The organism is Mesorhizobium sp. NPDC059054 (genome assembly GCF_042739215.1).
Classification (GTDB): domain Bacteria; phylum Pseudomonadota; class Alphaproteobacteria; order Rhizobiales; family Rhizobiaceae; genus Mesorhizobium.
Genome location: NZ_JBHYHV010000001.1, coordinates 1255323 through 1275775 on the forward strand (window position 1 = coordinate 1255323; position 20453 = coordinate 1275775).

General features: G+C 61.3%; 17 protein-coding genes. 10 read left to right on the plus strand and 7 right to left on the minus strand.

All coding sequences use genetic code 11. The features are described from left to right. Positions 1–17 precede the first annotated feature (17 nt). From ACFWXH_RS06155 to ACFWXH_RS06165, 3 genes are all read left to right on the plus strand, one after another. The gene (locus ACFWXH_RS06155; RefSeq protein ID WP_379118372.1) at positions 18–446 is read left to right on the plus strand and encodes a phasin family protein; all 429 of its coding nucleotides are present in this window, start codon (positions 18–20) and stop codon (positions 444–446) included. 15 nt (positions 447–461) lie between these two features. Then, positions 462–1730 (plus strand): alpha-hydroxy-acid oxidizing protein, encoded by a 1269-nt coding sequence (locus ACFWXH_RS06160; protein WP_379118374.1) that lies wholly within the window; start codon positions 462–464, stop codon positions 1728–1730. Positions 1731–2021: 291 nt separating this feature from the next. After that, positions 2022–3527, plus strand: a complete 1506-nt coding sequence (locus ACFWXH_RS06165; protein WP_379118376.1) for a helicase HerA domain-containing protein — start codon at positions 2022–2024, stop codon at positions 3525–3527. 34 nt (positions 3528–3561) lie between these two features. Here ACFWXH_RS06165 and ACFWXH_RS06170 read toward each other — a convergent pair whose 3' ends face one another. Together ACFWXH_RS06170 and ACFWXH_RS06175 are read right to left on the minus strand one after the other, a co-directional pair. Further along, positions 3562–4335: an esterase/lipase family protein gene (locus ACFWXH_RS06170; protein ID WP_379118378.1), complete on the minus strand. Its 774-nt coding sequence runs from the start codon at positions 4333–4335 to the stop codon at positions 3562–3564. A gap of 202 nt (positions 4336–4537) precedes the next feature. Further along, positions 4538–5977 carry a wax ester/triacylglycerol synthase family O-acyltransferase gene (locus ACFWXH_RS06175; RefSeq protein WP_379118380.1) on the minus strand — a complete coding sequence of 480 codons (1440 nt, stop codon included), beginning with the start codon at positions 5975–5977 and terminating at the stop codon, positions 4538–4540. A gap of 260 nt (positions 5978–6237) precedes the next feature. Here ACFWXH_RS06175 and ACFWXH_RS06180 point away from each other — a divergent pair, with 260 nt between their 5' ends. The 4 genes from ACFWXH_RS06180 to phaZ all read left to right on the plus strand — a co-directional run bounded on the left by ACFWXH_RS06180 (position 6238) and on the right by phaZ (position 11133). Then, complete coding sequence (locus tag ACFWXH_RS06180) at positions 6238–7935, plus strand: long-chain-fatty-acid--CoA ligase (protein WP_379118382.1); 1698 nt, start codon at positions 6238–6240, stop codon at positions 7933–7935. A 75-nt stretch (positions 7936–8010) separates the two neighbouring features. Beyond that, positions 8011–8496, plus strand: coding sequence for a MaoC family dehydratase (locus ACFWXH_RS06185; RefSeq protein WP_054313232.1), 486 nt, complete (start codon positions 8011–8013; stop codon positions 8494–8496). A 3-nt stretch (positions 8497–8499) separates the two neighbouring features. Then, positions 8500–10254, plus strand: coding sequence for an alpha/beta fold hydrolase (locus ACFWXH_RS06190; RefSeq protein WP_379118384.1), 1755 nt, complete (start codon positions 8500–8502; stop codon positions 10252–10254). Positions 10255–10302: 48 nt separating this feature from the next. Then, on the plus strand, positions 10303–11133 hold the full coding sequence (gene phaZ, locus ACFWXH_RS06195) for a poly(3-hydroxyalkanoate) depolymerase (RefSeq protein ID WP_379118386.1): 831 nt from the start codon (positions 10303–10305) through the stop codon (positions 11131–11133). A gap of 106 nt (positions 11134–11239) precedes the next feature. On the opposite strand, the gene ACFWXH_RS06200 is transcribed toward phaZ, so the two are convergent. The 3 genes from ACFWXH_RS06200 to ACFWXH_RS06210 are packed head-to-tail and all read right to left on the minus strand — an operon-like array spanning position 11240 to position 13674. After that, positions 11240–12280: a zinc-dependent alcohol dehydrogenase family protein gene (locus tag ACFWXH_RS06200; protein WP_379118388.1), complete on the minus strand. Its 1041-nt coding sequence runs from the start codon at positions 12278–12280 to the stop codon at positions 11240–11242. 48 nt (positions 12281–12328) lie between these two features. Beyond that, positions 12329–12982, minus strand: coding sequence for a maleylacetoacetate isomerase (maiA, locus tag ACFWXH_RS06205; RefSeq protein ID WP_379118390.1), 654 nt, complete (start codon positions 12980–12982; stop codon positions 12329–12331). Next, on the minus strand, positions 12979–13674 hold the full coding sequence (locus ACFWXH_RS06210) for a fumarylacetoacetate hydrolase family protein (protein WP_379118392.1): 696 nt from the start codon (positions 13672–13674) through the stop codon (positions 12979–12981). The genes maiA and ACFWXH_RS06210 overlap by 4 nt, the downstream gene beginning before the upstream one ends. A 231-nt stretch (positions 13675–13905) precedes the next feature. Here ACFWXH_RS06210 and ACFWXH_RS06215 point away from each other — a divergent pair, with 231 nt between their 5' ends. Continuing rightward, positions 13906–14589 (plus strand): response regulator transcription factor, encoded by a 684-nt coding sequence (locus ACFWXH_RS06215; RefSeq protein ID WP_054313260.1) that lies wholly within the window; start codon positions 13906–13908, stop codon positions 14587–14589. 67 nt (positions 14590–14656) lie between these two features. On the opposite strand, the gene ACFWXH_RS06220 is transcribed toward ACFWXH_RS06215, so the two are convergent. After that, complete coding sequence (locus tag ACFWXH_RS06220) at positions 14657–15991, minus strand: hybrid sensor histidine kinase/response regulator (RefSeq protein ID WP_379118394.1); 1335 nt, start codon at positions 15989–15991, stop codon at positions 14657–14659. Between the two features lie 5 nt (positions 15992–15996). Beyond that, positions 15997–17199, minus strand: coding sequence for an FIST N-terminal domain-containing protein (locus ACFWXH_RS06225; RefSeq protein ID WP_379118396.1), 1203 nt, complete (start codon positions 17197–17199; stop codon positions 15997–15999). 223 nt (positions 17200–17422) lie between these two features. On the opposite strand from ACFWXH_RS06225, the gene ACFWXH_RS06230 reads away from it, so the two are divergent. Together ACFWXH_RS06230 and ACFWXH_RS06235 are read left to right on the plus strand one after the other, a co-directional pair. Continuing rightward, positions 17423–17923 (plus strand): (2Fe-2S)-binding protein, encoded by a 501-nt coding sequence (locus ACFWXH_RS06230; RefSeq protein ID WP_379118398.1) that lies wholly within the window; start codon positions 17423–17425, stop codon positions 17921–17923. A gap of 114 nt (positions 17924–18037) precedes the next feature. Then, on the plus strand, positions 18038–20380 hold the full coding sequence (locus ACFWXH_RS06235) for a xanthine dehydrogenase family protein molybdopterin-binding subunit (RefSeq protein WP_054313225.1): 2343 nt from the start codon (positions 18038–18040) through the stop codon (positions 20378–20380). Positions 20381–20453: the final 73 nt, after the last annotated feature.

Consider the following 20453-nt stretch of genomic DNA (forward strand, 5'->3'; position numbering starts at 1 on the left):
AGGAGGAGAACACGACCATGGCCAAACAGTCCGAACCCGAATCCTTCATGGACATGTTCAGCAAGCTCGGCCGCGACCTGAGAATGCCGCAGGTGGACATCGACGCCATCCTCAGCCACCACCGCAAGAACCTCGAGGCGCTGGAGAAATCGGCAAGGGCCACGGCAACAGGTGCTTCGTCAGTCATGACCAAGCAACGTGAGGTGCTGCAGGATTCATTGCGTGAGATCACGGAACTCGTCCAAAACTACCGCGCTCCCGGCAATCCGCAGGAATTGGTGGCCAAGCAGGCGGATTTTACCCGCAAATCCTTCGAAGCGGCAGTGAAGAACGCCGGCGAGGTGGCCGACATCGTCAAGAAATCGGGCACGGAATCGGTCGATATCCTGCGCGCCCGCATCAAGGACGCGATGGACGAGATTCGGCAGAGTTACGAGAAGAAATAATCTCTTCAGCATTCCATGAACACCGAGCAGAAAAAGCCGGACGTCAGCCCAGGCCGTTTGCGCCAGATGCAGATTTATGTAACCGGCGCGGGCGGCAAGCGCCCAGCCGTCCCGGTTGCCCCCGATCTTCTGGAACAGGCAGCGATCCGCAAGATGACGCCGGAAGCGGCTGCCTACATCGTCGGAGGTGCCGGCGGTGAAGCCACGATGCGGGCCAATCGAGCCGCATTCGATCGTCATCAGATCGTTCCGCGCGTGCTGCGTGATGTTTCCCGCCGCGACCTTTCAGTTACGCTCTTTGGTCGCTGTCACGCCGTTCCTGTCCTGCTCGATCCGGTCGGCGTGCTGGAGATGGTGCATCCGGAGGCGGACCTTGCCGTTGCCCGCGCCGCAGCTGCGGAAAATATTGCCTATGTCTTTTCCAACCAGGCATCCGTGCCGATGGAGCAATGCGCTGCCGCCATGGGCGATACGCCGCGCTGGTTCCAGCTCTATTGGTCGAGTGACGATGATTTCGTGCGTTCGGTGGTCGCGCGGGCCGAGAAATGCGGCTGCGAGGCGATCGCCGTCACGCTTGACACCACGCTGCTCGGCTGGCGCCCGCGCGATCTCGACGCTGCCTACCTGCCGTTTCTGCGCGGTCTGGGGCTCGGCCAATATCTCAGTGATCCCGTCTTCAAGGGCAAGATTCCGCCCGGTTCTCCGGAAACCGGAGTCAGGCCGCGCGGGTTCGATCTGATCTCGACTGCGCTCAGCTTGCGCCGCAAGGGCAAGGAGTTCGGCTTGTCGATGCAGCAGATGCGGGCTGCCGTTGCCCATTTCACCGCGACCTATTCGCGACCGGACTTGAACTGGGTTGATATCAAACGGCTGCGCGACATGACGAAGATACCGATCCTCCTGAAGGGCATCCGCCATGCCGACGATGCACGGCTGGCGCACGAGCACCGCGTCGACGGCATCATCGTTTCCAACCATGGCGGCCGACAGGTCGACGGCGAGATCGCCACACTTGATGCCTTGCCGAGCATCGTTTCCGCAGCCAACGGCTTGCCGGTCCTGCTCGATTCCGGTGTCCGCTCGGGCAGCGACGTCGCCAAGGCACTGGCACTCGGCGCGACCGCCGTGCTGATCGGCCGGCCCTATGTCTACGGATTGGCGCTCGCGGGTGAGAACGGCGTGCGCGAAGTGATCCGCAACATCGTCGCTGAGTTCGACCTGACGCTGGCGTTGGCCGGACTGACCAAGGCGAGTGACCTCGACACGTCGATTCTGGCGGGGTAGGGCAGCTCTTCTGTGGGTTTCGCCATTCGTGCCCTGCACCGCAAGCCGGCGGGATGTTAGACGTCGCCTCCAAATGTCTGGAGCATGGTCTCGAAAAGTTGCAGACTTTTCGGGAAAGAATCATGCGCAAAACAAAATAGAGCGGAGTGCCGATTCATGGTGATCGTGCTCCGCTTTAGAGCAATTCCAGCAAAAGTGCGCAGCGGTTTTGCGTCCGGAATTGCGAAAAAACAAAGAGTTAGAGCATTTCCGACAACGCGGAAACACTCTAGAATTGGGCCGGGGTTTTGAATGAAGGTAGCCATCGAGATGGGGACGGCGTCGGGCGCGGCCGCCACGCTCGATCTTGAAGAATTGCTGGCGACGCGCCTGCTGGTGCAAGGCAATTCCGGCTCCGGCAAATCGCATCTCCTGCGCCGTCTGCTCGAACAGAGCGCGCCCTGGGTTCAACAGGTGGTGATCGATCCGGAAGGTGATTTCGTTACGCTCGCCGACCGTTTCGGCCACATCGTGGTCGATGCGCAGCGCACGGAGGCTGAACTCACCGGCATTGCCGGCCGCATTCGCCAGCATCGCGCCTCCGTCGTGCTCAATCTGGAAGGTCTCGACGTCGAACAGCAGATGCGCGGCGCCGCCGCCTTTCTGAACGGCATGTTCGATGCCGAGCGCGACTACTGGTATCCTGTCCTGGTGGTGGTGGACGAGGCTCAGCTGTTTGCACCGGCGGTGGCCGGCGAGGTCTCTGACGAAGCACGCAAGGTCTCGCTCGGCGCCATGACCAATTTGATGTGCCGCGGCCGCAAGCGTGGCCTTGCCGGCGTCATCGCCACGCAGCGCCTGGCCAAGCTGGCTAAGAACGTGGCCGCGGAAGCCTCCAACTTTCTGATGGGACGCACCTTCCTCGACATCGACATGGCCCGCGCTGCCGATCTGCTCGGCATGGAACGGCGCCAGGCGGAGATGTTCCGCGATCTGGCGCGCGGTAATTTCGTGGCGCTGGGCCCGGCCATGTCGCGGCGGCCGCTGCCGGTCGCCATCGGCACGGTCGAGACGTCGGCGCGCTCGGTCAGCCCCAAGCTGACTCCGCTGCCGGAGGCGATCGAGGATGTCGAGAGCCTGATCCTGACACCGAGCCCGGAGGAGTTGCGCCAGCCGCCGGTACGCCGTCCACGCCCGCCGGCGCCGACACCCACCGCTGACATCCTGGAGCAGCTGTCGCGTGCATTGCCCGAACAGGCTGCGACTTCAGAGCCGCCACCAACCCTGTTCGACGAAGTCGAGCGTGAGGCGCTGATCAAGGCGGTTCTTGCGGAGATCGTCGAAGATCCCGATGCGGCTTTTCGAGCGGATTCATTGCTTTACCAGGATTTCCTGGTGCGCTGCCGCATTCGCCGCGTACCAGGCGAACCCCTTGGGCTTTCGGTCTTCCGGCGGCGGCTGGCCATCGCCAAGACCGGTATCGACGAGACAACGGCGGCAAGCGATGTCTGGCAGCAGGCGCTGGCGCTGTCCGCCGACGTTCCCGAGGATCTGCAGGCGGTATTTCTGATTGTCGCGCAGGCGGCGGTGACGGGCTCGCCCTGTCCCTCCGATGCCGCGCTGGCGCGGGCCTATGGCACGCAGTCGGCGCGCCGCGCACGCCGGCTCCTGTCTTTCTTCGAAGAGCGTGGCCTGGCTGTATTGCGCACCGATTTCCACGGACGGCGCGTCGTTGCGTTTCCCGATCTCGGTTGCGAGACTGCGCCGGGAGACCCCAACCGGCTGGACGACGTGCCGGAACAGCAGGCGGCCGAGTAGCACGGCCTGCTTCTTGGGCCAATAGCGGCCGGTCTCAGTTCCGTTTCGGGTCGGGAAAGAACAGGCTCTTGAAGCCGCTGCGGTCGAATGGTCTCCATTCGCCCTCGATCTGCGCCAGTCGGTCGGCAATGGCATAGACCGCTGCAGGGTGATGGCCGAGGCCGCAATGACTCGCTTCAACCTCGATGCTCTCGGTATGCGGCAGTTCGTTTTCCATGCAGGCCTGCCAGGCACAGATGCCGTCGGTACGGCTGTAGATTGCCGTCGTCGGCACCTCGGGTGATTCCGAGATTGCGCCGCCCATATGGCCTTCGCGGTCATCAACCTTGTGGCCGGAGGTAAACTCGTAGAGTTTCCAGGCGTTGGTTGCGCGCGGATCGCCGTTGAACGGACTGCCCAAGGTGATCACCAGGCGGACTTCGTCGGGCAGCATCTTGGCGAGTTGCCGCGCATAGATGCCGCCAAGGCTCCAGCCGACAAGGCTCACCTTGCGGCCATGCTTGTCCGACAGCGCCTTGAGGCGGTCGACCAGCTTGCGCTCGACCCCAGGCAAGGGGCCGTAGTTTCGGCCGAGATCCCAGCCATAGGTGGCGTAACCCTTGGATTTCAGGAAACCGCGTAGCGCCACCGTCGAGCGATCGCTGGTGACGAGGCCCGGTAACACCAGCACGGGATGTCCGTCGCCGCGTGGCGCCAGCGCCGTCAGAAGTGGCAGTGAGGCAACGAAACCGCCAAGTTCGGGCAATGCCCTGAGTTCCAGCGCGAACAGCAGTCGCGAAGGCGGTTTCAGCGTATCAGCGTGGGCCATAACGGCTCCTGTCGGTTGCGCATCGGCCCGAAAATCGAACGATTTTCGGTAAGCACGATGCGCAGCTTTAAAGTTTTAGAGCGTCCTTTGCGCGTCCTGAAGGACGCGCGGCGCTCTAATTCCGGCTGCACTCAACGCAGATTATGCCGCTTTTGTTCACAAAACTGCAATATTGCGCACGGTTTCCGCAGCGGCAGCGGGTTCATCGTTTTTCATCTTTCGGCGAAGGCGGCGGCAGCTTTTCGGCTACCGCCTTGAGCTCCGCCATCGCCGTGATCAGCAGGTCGCCGAGGTGATCGATGTCGGGAACGGCGCGACGGTCGGCGGTGATGCCGAAATCGAGCCGGTCCTGATAGCTCTGCACGGTGATGTTGAGTGCGATGCCGTGGATGGGGATCGAAACGGGGAACATCGCCAGCACCTTGGCCCCGGCACAGAAAACCGGGATTGGAGGGCCAGGAACATTGGAGATGGTCAGGTTTGTGGTCGACGGCATCACGTCGGCGAGGCCGGTACGGCCATAGAGCTGGGCGAGGCCGGGGAACAGGATCGGCGCACCAAGCAGCGTATAATCCTTCGGCGAAACGTCTTTCACTGTGCCAGCCAAGGCCTTGGAATCGCCGCTGTTTTTGCGGATCGCCATCAGCCGTTCCAGCGGATCGGCAAGTTCCGTGGCAATCGGGCAGAACATGCCAAAGACCTGGTTGGAGGCATCCATGTCGCCCGGCTGGCGCAGCGAAATCGGCACGAAAGCCACCAGCGGTTTTTTCGGTAGTGCTTCGTGATCTTCCAGATAGGCACGCAAGGCGCCGGCGCTCACAGCCATCACCACGTCGTTGATCTTGGTGCCCGTCGCCTTGGCGATCGTCTTGGCATCGCTCAGCGACAGGGCGCGGGCTGCAAAGGACCGCTGCGCGGTAATGGTGACATTGAACGGCGTCTTTGGTGCCAACAGGTCGGGAATGCCAGGCAGGCCTTCGCCGCCGCTTTTGGCGATGAGAAGGTCTGTCAACGTTCCGAGGACCTGCGGCACGGCTTCCAGCGCTTTGATCTGCTGGCGCATAACATTCTGCACCACATCATTGATGCCGAGGATGGCACGTTCCTCGATCGTCGGCTTGCGGTTGGCCGGTTTTGGCTCCGGCGGCTTCACCTTTCGCGGCTGGGGCGACATGTCATAGAGGGCTGCCGCAATCGCCATGCCGGCACCGCCATCGATGGCGGCATGATGCACCTTGGAGTAGATGGCGACATTGCCATCCTCGAGCCCATCGATCACCGTGAACTGCCACAGCGGCCGCGAACGGTCGAGTAGGGTCGAATGCAGTTCGCCAACCAGGTCCTCGAGCTGTTTCCAATTGCCCGGCGAGCCCAAGGTCACGCGGCGCAAATGATACGAAACGTCGATCTCGCCGGCATCGACCCAGGCCGGGTGGTCGAGTTCCAGCACCGTGCGGGCGAGCTTCTTTTCGAAGATAGGCGCGAGATGCATACGGGTGAGGAAGAATTCCTTGAAATGGTCGTAGAACGAGCCTGAAAGATCGGCGGGCGGCTCATAGAGCGTCAGCCCGGCGACATGCATCGGCGTTTCCGGCGTCTCCATGTAGAGAAAGGTGGCATCGATGCCGCCGAGCTGCTTCATGCGTTCCTCCCCGCCACCGTAGCGCTCAACAGCCGCTCCGGCCCTCCTTTCAAATCATTTGCCGGATCGTGGGCAAAGGCAAGCTGCCGCACGGTGAGGTCGGGTTTTGCATATGAAGTGGCGCCGAGGCCGATTCAAATGCTGCCGCAACACGTTTCCGCTGGGTAATCACTGTGAGCCGCCTAAGACACTATGTGCCGCTTCCCAAGCATTTCCTGCGCGTCTAGATTGTAGGAAAGCGCGATCCAGGGGAGGAGCGCATGGAGCGTATCTGGGTAAGAAATTACCCTGCCGGCGTGCCGGCCGAGGTCGACATCAATCAGTATTCGTCGGTCGTTGCGCTGTTCGAAGAGAGCTTCGCGAAATACAGGAACGAAAAGGCCTATGTCTTCATGGACAAGGCCCTGACCTTCGGCGAAGTCGACAGCCTTTCACGCGATTTCGCGGCCTATCTGCAGGGGCTCGGTCTGAAGCGCGGCGATCGCGTCGCCATCATGATGCCGAATGTGCTGCAATATCCGATCGCAGTCGCGGCCGTCATGCGCGCCGGTTTCATCGTGGTCAACGTCAACCCGCTCTACACGCCGCGCGAACTGGAGCATCAGCTCAACGATTCCGGCGCGCAGGCGATCGTCATCCTCGAGAATTTCGCAGCCACTTTGCAGGAGGTCATCCGCAACACGCCCGTCAAGCATGTCGTCCTGGCCAGTGTCGGCGATTTGCTGGGTTTCCCGAAGGGCATGGTCGCCAATCTGGTGTTGCGCAAGGTCAAGAAGGCGATACCAGCCTTTTCGTTGCCCGGCGCGGTGCGCTTCAGCGCTGCGTTGGCAGCAGGCAGGGGCAAGAAATTCGATCGGCCGGAAATCGGGCCGAACGATGCGGCGGTACTGCAATATACTGGTGGCACCACCGGCGTTTCCAAAGGGGCGACGCTGCTCCACCGCACCATCATCGCCAATCTGCTTGCTTCCGAAGCGTGGACGCAGCCTGGTCTCAAACGCAGGCCGATCAGCGGCCAGCTGACCTTCATCACCGCGCTGCCACTCTATCACGTCTACGCCTTCATCACCTGCGGACTGCTTGCGATGCGTACCGGTGGGGTCAATGTGCTGATCCCCAATCCGCGCGATATCCCGGCGACGATCAAGGAAATGGCAAAATACCGCTTCCACGTCATGCCGGGCGTCAACACGCTGTTCAACGCGCTCGCCAACAATCCGGAATTCGCCAAGCTGGATTTCTCGCAGTTCCGCATCGCCAATGGCGGCGGTATGGCTGTGCAGGAGGCGGTGGCCAGGAAATGGCTGGCGGTGACCGGTTGTCCGATCGTCGAAGGCTATGGCCTGTCTGAAACCTCTTCCGGGATCGCCTGTAATCCGACCGACAACGATGCCTACACCGGCACGATCGGCTTGCCCTTGCCAAATGTCGAGATCAGGCTCCTCGATGATGACGGCAATGATGTGCCTCATGGTCAGCCCGGCGAAATCGCCATCCGTGGGCCGCAGGTCATGTCCGGCTATTGGAACCAGCCCGATGAGACCGAGAAGGTGATGACGCCGGACGGCTTCTTCAAATCCGGTGATGTCGGCATCATGGACGACAAAGGCTACGTCAAGATCGTCGACCGTAAGAAGGACATGATCCTGGTTTCAGGGTTCAACGTCTATCCGAACGAGGTCGAGGCCGTCGCCGTGCTGCATCCGGGTGTCCTGGAAGCTGCGGTCGTCGGCGTGCCGGACAAGAATTCCGGCGAGGCGGTGATGATGTTCGTGGTGCGGAAAGATCCGGCGCTCAGCAAGGAGGCGCTGGCGGAATTCTGCGTGAAGCATCTCACCGGCTACAAGAAGCCGAAATACATCGAATTCAGGGACGATCTGCCGCGTACGAATGTCGGCAAGATCCTGCGCCGTGAGCTGCGCGACCAGATGATCAAGGAGATGGCGGTGCCACGATGAGTGCTTTGTGGCCGAATTGACAGGGCGGCGCGTTCATGGTCGGACGGGGCAGCTGAAACAATCAGGAATGATGGAATGAGCAAGTCACCTCCGACCTACGAACAGCTCCGGGCCATGACCGGGCAGGAGCTTGGCGTTTCCGATTGGGTGGAGGTCGATCAAACCCGCATCGACCAGTTCGCCGAGTGTACCGAGGATCGGCAGTGGATCCACACCAGTCCCGAGCGAGCGAAGAAGGAAAGCCCGTTCCGTACGACAATCGCGCATGGCTATCTGAGCCTGTCGTTGATCGGCGGTCTCAGCCAGCAGATGAACGTCGTGCCTGAGAACACCCAGGCCGTCTTCAACTACGGCCTGGACAAGGTGCGTTTCCTGGCACCGGTCAGGGTCGGTACGCGGGTCAGACTGCGTGCCTCGCTGATCTCGGTGGAGGACAAGGCCCCAGGTCAGTACCTGATGAAATTCGCCAACACGATCGAGATCGAGGGTGAGGAGAAACCGGCGCTGATGGCCGAGACTCTGGCCATGTTCTACGAGCGGCGGAGAAAAGCGGGAGGATAATCCATGGCGAAGGCGCCGGCGAAGGACAGCAAGGACGGCGAAAAGCGTGGCGGTGAGGAAAGGGCGAGAGACACGCGCCCGCTTGCCGAGCAGATTGCCGATGAGGCAGCCGAAAACACGCTGGCGCTCAATCCGCTTGTCGGCCTGCGCACGCAGGATATCGCCGCTGCAACCGGCTCGGTGCTGAAAGCACTGGCCAGCCACCCGCAGGCGTTGGCCGAGCAATGGATCACCTTTGCCAGCGAGTTCGGCAAGATCGTCACCGGCCAGTCCGAAATCGCCGCCGATCCCAAGGATCGTCGGTTCGCCGATCCGGCCTGGAAGTCGAGCAGCCTGCACAAGGCGGTGATGCAGTCCTATGTCGCCTGGAGCAAGTCAGTGACAGAGTTGGTCGCCAAGACCGATCTGCCCGAGAAGGACGCGGCGCGTGCGCGGCTGATCACATCCATCTTCGTCGACACGATGGCGCCTTCCAACAACCCTGCCTTGAACCCGACCGCCATCAAGACCCTGGTGGATACCGGCGGGAAAAGTGCGGTCAGCGGGCTGAAGAATTTCCTCGACGACATGACGCGCAATGGTGGCCTCCCGTCCTCGGTCGATGCCTCCAAGTTCAAGGTGGGCGAGAACCTTGCCAACAGTCCAGGCACGGTCGTGTTCAGGAACGAGGTATTGGAACTCGTCCACTACACGGCAACGACCGAGAAGGTTTATCAGCGGCCATTGCTGGTCGTGCCGCCGCAGATCAACAAATATTATTCGGTCGATCTTTCGCCGGACAAGAGCATGATCAAATTCCTGCTCAGCCACGGCATCCAGCCTTACTGCGTTTCCTGGCGCAACCCGACGCCGGAACAGCGCGGCTGGGGCCTCGACACCTATATCGCTGCGCTGGATGAGGCTTGCGACGCTGCGCGCGAGATCACCGGCGCCGATACAGTCAACATCATGGGCTCGTGCTCCGGCGGCATCACGCTGTCGACCTACGTTGCCTGGCTTGCCGCGCAGAAGAAGGAGAAGATCAACGCCGTCATCCTGGCTGTCTGCGTGCTCAACACCCAGGCCGACACGGATTCGGATTTCGCGGCCCTGGTGACGCCCGAGACGATCATGGCGGCCAAGCAGATGTCGAAAGCGAGGGGCATCCTCGATGGCCATGAAATGGCGAAGATGTTCGCCTGGATGCGGCCGAACGACCTGATCTGGAACTATTGGGTCAACAACTATCTGCTCGGCAACGCCCCGCCGGCTTTTGACGTGCTCTACTGGAACGCCGACACCACCCGCCTGCCGGCCCGGCTGCATGGCGACTTCCTGGATCTCATCTTCACCAACCCGTTCATGAATCCGGGCAAGATGTCGATCCACGGCGTGCCGATCGACATGGGCAAGGTGAAGCACGACACTTATGTTATCGGCGGCACCACCGACCACATCACGCCTTGGAAAGCCGTCTATCAGACCGCGCGGCTCTATGGCGACAACACCACCTTCATCCTCTCCAATTCCGGCCACCTGCAGAGCCTGCTCAACCCGCCCGGCAATCCGAAGGCCTGGTATGTGAAGGGCAGGACGAAGGAAAAGGATGCCGATGCATGGACGGCAAAGGCAGAAAAGCACGAAGGCAGCTGGTGGCTCGACTGGGCGGCCCATCTCAAGGAGCGCTCAGGCGCCGAGGTCGCAGCGCCGAAAACGCCGGGCAGTGCCAAGCACAAGCCAATGGGGGCAGCGCCGGGCACATACGTGTTCGAGCCCTGATTGCTCAGGGACGTCGCAAAAGCTTTGAAACGAACGGGGACGGACTGAATGGCGATGGCTGCACGCAAGGCCAAGGCGGACTGCGCGATGGACATCAAGATGTTCGATGTCGACGGGCAGCTGCTGCGCGTCGGTATCCGTCACGGTAGTTCCAACCGTTCGCCTTTGATGATGTTCAACGGCATCGGCGCCAATCTTGAACTGGCTGCACCGTTCATGGCAGCGTTGGAGGACACCACCGGCATCATCTTCGACGTGCCGGGCGTCGGCGGCTCACCCAATCCGGTCTTCCCATATCGCCCTTCGACACTGGCGCGGCTTGGAAAACGCCTCGGCGAAATCCTCGGTCATGACAGGCTGGACATTTCGGGCGTGTCATGGGGCGGCGGGCTCGCCCAGCAATTCGCCTTTCAGTACCCGTCGGTCTGCCGCAAGCTGATCCTGGCAGCCACCGCGCCTGGGATCACCATGGTGCCGGGCGCTCCCAACGTGCTTTCCAAGATGGCGAGCCCGCGCCGCTACACCGATCCCGGCTACATGCGCTCGATTGCTGCCGATATCTACGGCGGCGATTTCCGCAAGGATCCGACGCTAATCAACCGCCATGCGTCGGCCATGAAGGGAGCCTCGCAATACGGCTACTTCCTGCAGCTCTTCGCGATGAGCGGCTGGACCAGCCTGCCTTGGCTGTGGATGCTGCGCCAGCCGACATTGATCATGGCCGGTACCGACGATCCGTTGGTGCCGGTGATCAATGCCAGGATGCTCAACACGATGATCCCCCGGTCGCGGCTTGAATTGCTCGACGACGGTCATCTGTTCCTGGTGACCAAGCCGAAACAGTCAGCTGAGATGATCGAGGCTTTCCTGAGGGAATGACCGATCGGAGCGTCGCGCGGCCTTTCGGACGCGCGAAGGACACTCTAACACTTTTATCTACGCATCGTGCTTTCCGAAAATCGACTCCGATTCTCGGGCCGATGCGTCAGAACCGTGTCACCACCCCAATGCCGGTGCCCTCGAAATTGCCCATGGCCATCAGCGCCGCCGGTGCTTCGTCGAGGCTGTAGGTCTTGCCGATCAGGAGGTCGGGCCGCAGCTTGCCGGTCTTGATCATTTCCATCATAGCGCCATAGCGGAACGCCTGCATGCCGTGGCTGCCACGGATCTCGAGTTCATGGGCGATGACCTTGGCCATCGGGATCGCCGCCTTGGCGTGGTCGCCGAGCATCAGCCCGACCTGAACGTGCCGGCCGCGGCGGCGCAGGTTCGAGATCGAGTTGTAGGACGTGGTCGGGTGACCGAGCGCGTCCATCGACATGTGGGCGCCGCCATTAGTGATCTGCTTGACCGCTTTCACCACATTGGGCGTCTCCGCAGCATTGATCGTGGCGACAGCCCCCAATTTCTTCGCCAGCTCGAGTTTCTCGTTGGTGAGGTCGATCGCGACGACATTGGCGCCCATGGCATTGGCGATCATGATGGCCGACAAGCCGACGCCGCCGCAGCCATGCACAGCTACCCATTCACCCGGAGTGACGCGGCCCTGGTCGACGACGGCACGGAAGGACGTCACGAAACGGCAGCCGAGGCTGGCCGCGGTGGCGAAATCCATTTCTTCGGGAATGGAGACGAGATTGGTATCGGCGTGATCGATCGCGACATATTCGGCATAGGAGCCCCAGGCCGAAAATCCGGGCTGGAACTGGTGCTCGCACACCTGGTGATTGCCGGAGGCACACTCGAAACAATGTCCGCAGGCTGCAACGAAGGGCACGGTCACACGCGACCCGGCCTTCCAGTTGCGCACCTGGCGGCCAGCCGCCACGACGGTGCCGGCAAGTTCATGTCCCGGCACATGAGGCAGGCGGATGTCGGGATCATGCCCCATCCAGCCATGCCAGTCGCTGCGGCAGAGCCCGGTCGCGGCGACCTTGATCACGACGCCGTCAGGCGAGGGAACGGGATCCGGCACCGTGCGGATCACGGGTGTTTCCCCGAATTTCTCGAACACGACGGCCTTCATTGGTAGTCTCCGTTCAAAGTCTTTTCTTCGGGAGTGCAGTGAGCTGCCCTAGCCCTCCGCGTCTGGCTGGTTCTGCGGTGCGGCCTTCTGGAAGGCGGGTAACTCCAGGCAGGCGGCGTTGATGCGTGAGATGACCGGATAGGGGCTCATGTCAACGCCGAAGCGGCCGTTGTTGGTAACCTGCGCGACAAGGCAGATGTCGGCCAGTCCTGGCGTGTCGCCATGACAGAACGTTCCCGTCTGCGGAGAGGAAGACAGCATCTTTTCAAGAGGTTGGAAGCCTTCATTGACCCAATGCCGAAACCAGTTGACGACGTCCTCGTCGCCTGCGCCGAACACTGTGCGAAGGCTGGTCAGCACGCGCAGATTGTTCACCGGGTGGATGTCGCAGGCGATCATCTGGGAAAGCATGCGCACGCGGGCGCGGCCGGCAGCATCTTTGGGCAGCAGTGCAGGCTCCGGTCTGATCTCGTCCAGAAACTCGATGATGGCCAGCGATTGCGTCAGCAAGGTGCCATCGTCCCAGATCAGCGCCGGCACGAGCCCCTGCGGATTGACCGAGAGATAGGCTGGCTCGAGATGCTCGCCGTGGCGCAGGTGGTGCGGCACATAGGTGTAGGTGATGCCCTTCATCTCCAGCGCAATTCGGACGCGGTACGACGTCGAGGAGCGATAGTAATTGTGCAGGACGATTCCGCTCATCGCGCTTGTCCTATTGTGAGTTGGATCGTGCCGATGCCGTCGACGCCGCCGTTGATGCGATCACCTGCAACCAGCGGACCGACGCCGGCTGGCGTGCCGGTGAAAATGAGATCACCGGGCTGAAGCTCCACCGCCTCGCTGCAGATCGCCACGATGTCGGCGATTGGCCAGATGAGCTCGGCAAGATCGCCCTCTTGCTTGACCGTGTCGTTCACCGAGAGCCAGATGCGACCCTTTTGAGGGTGACCGGATTGCACCGCCGGTGTCAAAGGCCCGCAGGGGGCCGAGAGGTCGAAAGCCTTAGCCCAATCCCATGGCCTTGCAGCCTTTTTTGCTTCCTCCTGCAAGTCACGACGGGTCAGGTCGATGCCGACGCCATATCCCCATACATGATCCAGGGCTTGCGCCGCAGGGATGCGGAAGCCGCTCTTGCCGATGGCGGCGACCAGCTCGATCTCATGATGCAGGTTTTTCGTGAGGGTCGGATAGGGGATCGTTTGTCCCGAATCGACCACGGCATCGGCAGGCTTGGTGAAGAAGAAGGGCGGATCGCGCTCGTCATTGCCAAGCTCGCGGGCATGAGCGGCATAGTTGCGGCCGACGCAGAAGATGCGCCGCACCGGGAAACGCTTGGAAGAACCGGCGATGGCGACAGACGGTGTCGATGGTGCCGCCAAGGCAAACGCGCTCATGCCTCATCCTTTCCCTGCCGAAACCCGGCATGTCGAACGCGCGCACATTCGTTTGTTTTGGATCGAGGGGCAAGGCATCAGCTTTCGCAAAAGGCAGCTTCCGCGATCAACAGTTGATTATGGCTGGCACACTGGCGCGATCTCTTTGCCAATGTACTATTGGCTAATGAACGGATTGTCGGTGCGGGCGTATGCTGGCCCATGACGACCGAGATCAGGGCGAGTGCGGCCATGAGTGCAGCGAGCGAAGTCGCAAGATTTCTGATTATCGACGACCACCCGCTGTTTCGGGAGGCTTTGCACAGCGCCGTGCGCATGGCCTATCCCGAGGTCGACACCGTCGAGGCCCGTTCGATCGGCGAGGCGGTTGAGTTGCTGGCCGAGGCCCTGCCATTCGATCTGGCGCTGCTGGACCTTTCCATGCCGGATGTTCACGGTTTCGAGGGTTTGCTGCAGCTGCGCACGCGTTATCCTCACCTGCCGGTCGTGATCGTCTCCGGTTACGAGGATCCCAAGATCATTTCCGAAGCCCTGTCTTATGGTGCGGCGGGCTTCATTCCGAAATCGGTGCGAAAGGACGATCTTGCCGCTGCCATCCGCTCGGTGATGGAGGGCGCGATCTATGTGCCCGATACTTACACCGCCGAGCAACCCGATTCGGAAAGCAGCGATCGTGCCGATATGGTGCAGCGGTTGTCGCGCCTGACTCCGCAGCAATTGCGGGTGCTGCAGATGCTGCGCCAGGGCATGCTGAACAAGCAGATTGCCTATGAATTGCAGGTCGGCGAGACGACAGTGAAGGCGCATGTCTCGGAAATCCTGCGCAAGCTCAACGTCTACAGCCGCACCCAGGCCGTGATCGAAGTGTCGAAACTCGACAACGCCGAGCTGTTCCGGGATCAGCAGGGGTTCTAGGGGGAGGCAGTAGGGGAGTAAGGCAAAGCACCATCTGCCTTATTGCCCTATTCCCTTAACTGCCCTTCTACGCCAGCAAATGCGCCAGCAATGCCCTCAACTGTGCTGGTTTCAACGGCTTGCGCATGAATTCGATGCCTGCGGCACGGGCGGCGTTCATGACACTTTCCGAGGGATCGGCAGTCACGAGCAGGGCGGGCACGGCACGGCCGAGATAGTCGCGCACTTGTGAAACGGTCATGGTGCCGAGGTCGCCGCCTTCCAGATGCTGGTCGGCAATGATGATGTCGGGCACCCAATCGGTATCGCCCAACGCGTCCAGCGCCTCGTCGGTCGACGTTGCCGCGCGCACCGTGCATTGCCAGCGTTCCAGCAGTGAGGTCATGGCAGCCAGCACTTCGATATCGTTTTCAACCAGCAGGACCCTGGTCCCGAACAGGCCGTAGCCAGGCTGGCGTTCGGTCTCGACCGTACCGGGTTCTGGAACTGAATGGGTGGAAACCGGCACGTCGATATGAAAGATCGTGCCGCGGCCGACCTTGGAAGAGAAGGTGACCGGGTGGCCGAGCGCGCCGGCCATGCGCTTGACGATGGCAAGTCCCAGCCCGAGCCCGCCGCCAGCCAACTCGGCATCGGGCATGCGCGAACCACGGTGGAATTCCTCGAACACCGCCTCGCGCTGATCCTCGGGAATGCCGCAGCCCGTATCTGCAACGTCGATGCGGATCACGTTGTCGCGCTGGCGTGTGCCGACGAGTACGCCGCCTTGCCGCGTATAGCGGAGCGCGTTGGACAGGATGTTTTGCAGGATACGGCGCAAAAGCGTGCGGTCGGACCGGACAGCGATCGCCACTGGCCGGAATCGGAGCGACAGGCCTTTTGTTTCGGCGATCGGCTGGAAGTCGGAGCGCAGTGCCGAAAACAGCGTTTCCAGATTGACGTCGGTCGTTTCAGGTTCGACCACGCCGGCATCGAGTTTCGAGATGTCGAGCAGTGTATGCAGTAGGTCTTCCATGGTCTGCAGCGAACGCTCGACCTGACGAACCAGTTTGCGGCCTTCTTCCGAAGTCTGCAGTTCGGCCAGCGCCGAAACAGACAAATGGGCCGCGTTCAGCGGCTGCAGCACATCATGGCTGGCAGCCGCCAGAAACCGGGTCTTTGAAAGGTTGGCATGTTCAGCGCTTTCCTTGGCGACCGAAAGCGCCATGTTCGACTGTTCCAGCCGGCGCAGCGTGGAATGCAGTTCCTCGGTGCGCATGCGCACCCGGTTTTCCAGCGATATCGCCGTCTGGAACAGCGAGAAGGCATTGCCCTGCTGGTCCATTGAACGTTCGACGCGGCTGACCAGAGCTGCGTTGATCTTCTTTAGCCGTTCGATATCCTGAATGTCATTGAGCGGCATCCGGCTTACTCCGCTGCCTGCGGTTGCCCGAACGCGATGCCGGTGAAGGTCTGGTTGAGGTGCATGGACCGGTATTGCTCGCCATAGGTCCCGAAGCCGATCACCTTGTTGGCGCGGTAGAGCTCGGAAATGTCCCGGAACACCTGGCGGTTGCGGGCATCGAGCCGACGCAGGACGCAATCGAAGCCGAGGATCATGTCGATGCTGCCCAACTTGGTCTCGACATCCTTGAGTGCGGCCTTGGTGGTCTCAACCATGCCCAAGGGCTGGGCGACCGACAGCACCACGCCATCGTCGATGGCACAGAAGAAGGACAGCGAGCCGTCCGAATTCATCTTCTGGATGGAGCGGCAGTAATACTCGCCGCCCACCTTTACCACGACTGGATGCGAGGCGAAGGAGAATGGCGTCAGCGTCTGCTGCACGATGCCGACCGAAGCGGCATATTCGGTGGCTGCGACATCGGCGTTGAATTCGCGCACGATGCGGTGATCGGGGTCGGATGCCGTCACCACCAGCTTCTCGTCGGTCGGCACGAAGTTGTCGGTCTTGAAGACCTGGAAGGGGATGGTCGTGGCGATCAGCACGACAATGGCGCAGTCGGACGCGACATGGCCGTTGCTGATCAGGGTGGTGGTCTCGAATTTGAGGTCGTCGCCGGCCGAACCGCCGAGCAGGGGAATGTCGTCGAGGCCCCAGTGGATCGCCGAAGTGACCGCTTCCTCTGCGTAGGAGAGACCATCGATGAAGCAAAGCGCGAAGGTGTTGCCGGTTCGCGCATATTTGCTTGTTGCGCGCAGTGTACGCCGCAACGTCTCCACTTCGCCGGTGATACCGTCCATTGCCGAGGATGACAGGTCCCGCACCATGGAGCTGGCAACGGTGAAGGTCGCCGAGGGAAGCAGCATCGCCAGCATATGGCCTTCTTCCAGGCCATCTGGCGTGATCTCGCCGGCGGTCGAGCAGGCAGCGTAGTCCAGGGTAGGGACATGGCGCTTCAGGGCGGCAGCAAGCGTCTGCGCATCGATCAGGCTCTGTGAGAAGAACAGCAACATGAAGCCTGCGCCGATCGCCTCGGCTTCCCGGGCGATCTCGGCCGCAAAATGTTCCGCATCGGGTTCGCTCGAGGTGAGCGCCGACAGGCCGCACACATAGCGCGTCCGCGAAGCGACCAGCTTTTCCTCCCCAATCCTATCGGCGCTCCTCAACGCCGTTCGTATTGTTGCAATAGCCTCCTCGATTGGCAATGGGCGCGCCCTCAAGCCCATGACCGAAAGTACAATATACGGCGTATTGGACGGATTGCATTCTCACAAAACAGGGATTGTCCGGAGTGAATTTTCAAGCGATTCCAAAACACAAAATACGGTCTGCCGGTCCGTCCGGAGGAAGCCGGCAGTCACACCGAGGTTGAATACCCAGGGAGGCTTCATGTCGGACATTTCGTTGACCGTGAACGGTAGGCAAGTGCGCGCCACTGTCGAGGACCGCACGCTTCTGGTTCATTTTCTACGCGAACATCAAGGACTTACCGGTACGCATGTCGGTTGCGATACCTCGCAGTGCGGCGCCTGCGTTGTCCATGTCGACGGCAAGGCGATGAAGTCCTGCTCGATGCTCGCCGCCCAGGTCTCGGGTTCGACCATCGTAACGATCGAAGGGATCGCCAATGGTGCGGATCTGCATCCCGTGCAGGCGGCCTTCAAAGAACACCATGGCTTGCAATGCGGTTTCTGCACACCGGGCATGATCATGACCGCGACCGATATGATTGCCCGCCATCCGGAAGGACTGGACGAGGCGACGGTGAGAGTGGAGCTCGAAGGCAACATCTGCCGCTGCACCGGATACCACAACATCGTCAAGGCGATACTGGCCGCTTCTCAAGCGATGTCGAAAGCATCGAAGCCGAAAGCGAAGAAAGCAGCCTGAGTCGCGACAAGGGCGAAACAACCGGCTGGCACGTCTTCGTCGATCAGGGACTTGGTCGCCAGGGCGACTGAACGGCCAAAACGAATTCACTTCAGGGTTCGGAGGAGAATTTTGATGGGTATGGAAGGAATTGGCGCTCGCGTCACCCGCAAGGAAGACAAGCGCTTCATCACTGGCGCGGGCCGCTATGTCGACGACATGGTGGTGCCCGGCATGAAACATGCCGTCTTCGTGCGCAGCCCGCACGCGCATGCGCAGATCAAGAAGATCGATGTCAAGCAGGCACAGGCCATGCCTGGCGTCGTCGCCGTTTTGACCGGCAAGGAATTGAAGGCCGATGGCATCGGCAATCTCATCTGTGGCTGGATGATCCATTCCAAGGATGGCTCACCGATGAAGATGGGCGCATGGTCGCCACTCGCCTTCGACCGCGTTCGCTACGTCGGCGACGCGGTGGCGATTGTGATCGCCGATACCAAGGGCGAGGCGCGCGACGCGGCCGAGGCCGTTGAAGTCACCTACAAGGAATTGAAGGCCGTCGTCGATGCGGTGAAGGCGCTGGAGAAGGGCGCGCCGCAACTGCACCCCGAAGCCGATAACAATCTCATCTTCGACTGGGAGATCGGCGATGCCAAGGCGACCGACGCGGCAATCAAGGCGGCGCATCACGTCACCCGCATGAAGATCGTCAACAACCGGCTTGTTCCCAACGCCATGGAGCCGCGGGCAGCGCTTGGGCACTACGATCGGGGCGAAGACCATTACACCTGCTGGACGACATCGCAGAATCCGCATGTCGCCCGCCTCGTGATGAGCGCCTTCTACAATGTCGCGCCGGAAAACAAGCTGCGCGTCATCGCCCCCGACGTGGGCGGCGGTTTCGGCTCGAAGATCTTCATCTATCCGGAAGAAGTCGTTTGCCTGTGGGCTTCCAAGAAGGCTGGTGTGCCGGTGAAATGGGTAGCCGACCGCACCGAAAGCTTCCTGACCGACGCACATGGTCGCGACCATCACTCGACGGTGGAAATGGCTTTCGACAAGAACAATCGCATCACAGGTCTGAAGGTGGACACCGTCGCCAATCTTGGCGCCTACATGTCGCTCTTCTCGTCTTCGGTGCCGACCTATCTCTACGCCACGCTGCTGTCGGGCCAGTACAACATCCCAGCCATCCACGCCAATGTGCGTACCGTCTATACCAACACCGCGCCCGTTGATGCCTATCGCGGGGCGGGGCGACCTGAAGCGACCTATCTGCTTGAGCGCACCATGGAGACGGCCGCGCGGGAACTTGGCGTATCGCCTGCCGAACTCAGGCGCAGCAATTTCATCACGCAGTTTCCTCATCAGACCCCGGTGATCATGTGTTACGACGCCGGCGATTATGGCGCCTCCCTGGACGCCGCGATGAAGGCCGCCGACTATGCCGGTTTCGCCAAGCGGCGCGACAAGGCCAGGAAGGCAGGCAAGCTGCGCGGCATCGGCATGAGCTGCTACATCGAGGCGTGTGGCATCGCACCCTCGGCGGCGGTTGGCTCCCTGGGAGCTGGCGTCGGGCTTTGGGAATCGGCGGAAGTGCGCGTCAACGCCGTCGGCACCATCGAGGTGCTGACCGGCTCGCACAGCCACGGCCAGGGCCACGAGACCACCTTCGCTCAGTTGGTTGCGGGTCGCTTCGGCGTGCCGATCGATTCCGTCAGCATCGTGCACGGTGACACCGACAAGGTGCAGATGGGTATGGGTACCTACGGATCGCGCTCGGGTGCTGTGGGCATGAGCGCCATCGTCAAGGCGCTCGACAAGGTGGAGGCCAAGGCCAAGAAGATCGCCGCGCACCTTCTGGAAGCCGACGAGGGCGACATCGTCATCGAAAACGGTGCGCTGAAAGTGGCCGGCACCGACAAGAATGTGCCGTGGTTCCAAATGGCGCTTGCCGCCTACACCGCGCACAACCTGCCGAGTGGCATGGAGGCCGGCCTGAAGGAGACCTCCTTCTACGACCCGACCAACTTCACCTTCCCAGCGGGCTGCTACATCTGCGAGCTCGAGGTCGATCCGGAAACCGGTCTGACCGAGATCATCCAGTTCGTGGCTGCCGACGATTTCGGCAACATCATCAACCCGATGATCGTCGAGGGGCAGGTCCATGGCGGCATCGCGCAAGGTGTCGGCCAAGCCATGCTGGAAGGCGCCTTCTACGATGCAAGCGGCCAGCTGCTGACGGCGAGCTACATGGACTACACCATGCCGCGGGCCGACGACCTGCCGTCTTTCAAGGTTTCGACCTCGAACACGCCATGCCCGGGCAATCCTCTCGGCATCAAGGGCTGCGGTGAGGCCGGTGCCATCGGCTCGCCGCCCGCGGTCATCAATGCGCTTACCGATGCGTTGGGCATCGCCGATTTCACCATGCCGGCCTCACCTTCCAGGGTGTGGGCGGCGGCGCAGAAACATTGAGGAAGCGAATAGTGAATAGGGAGTAGCGAGTAGGGTAGCCGAGGTGGAGTGGGAGAAATTCTCTACTCACTAT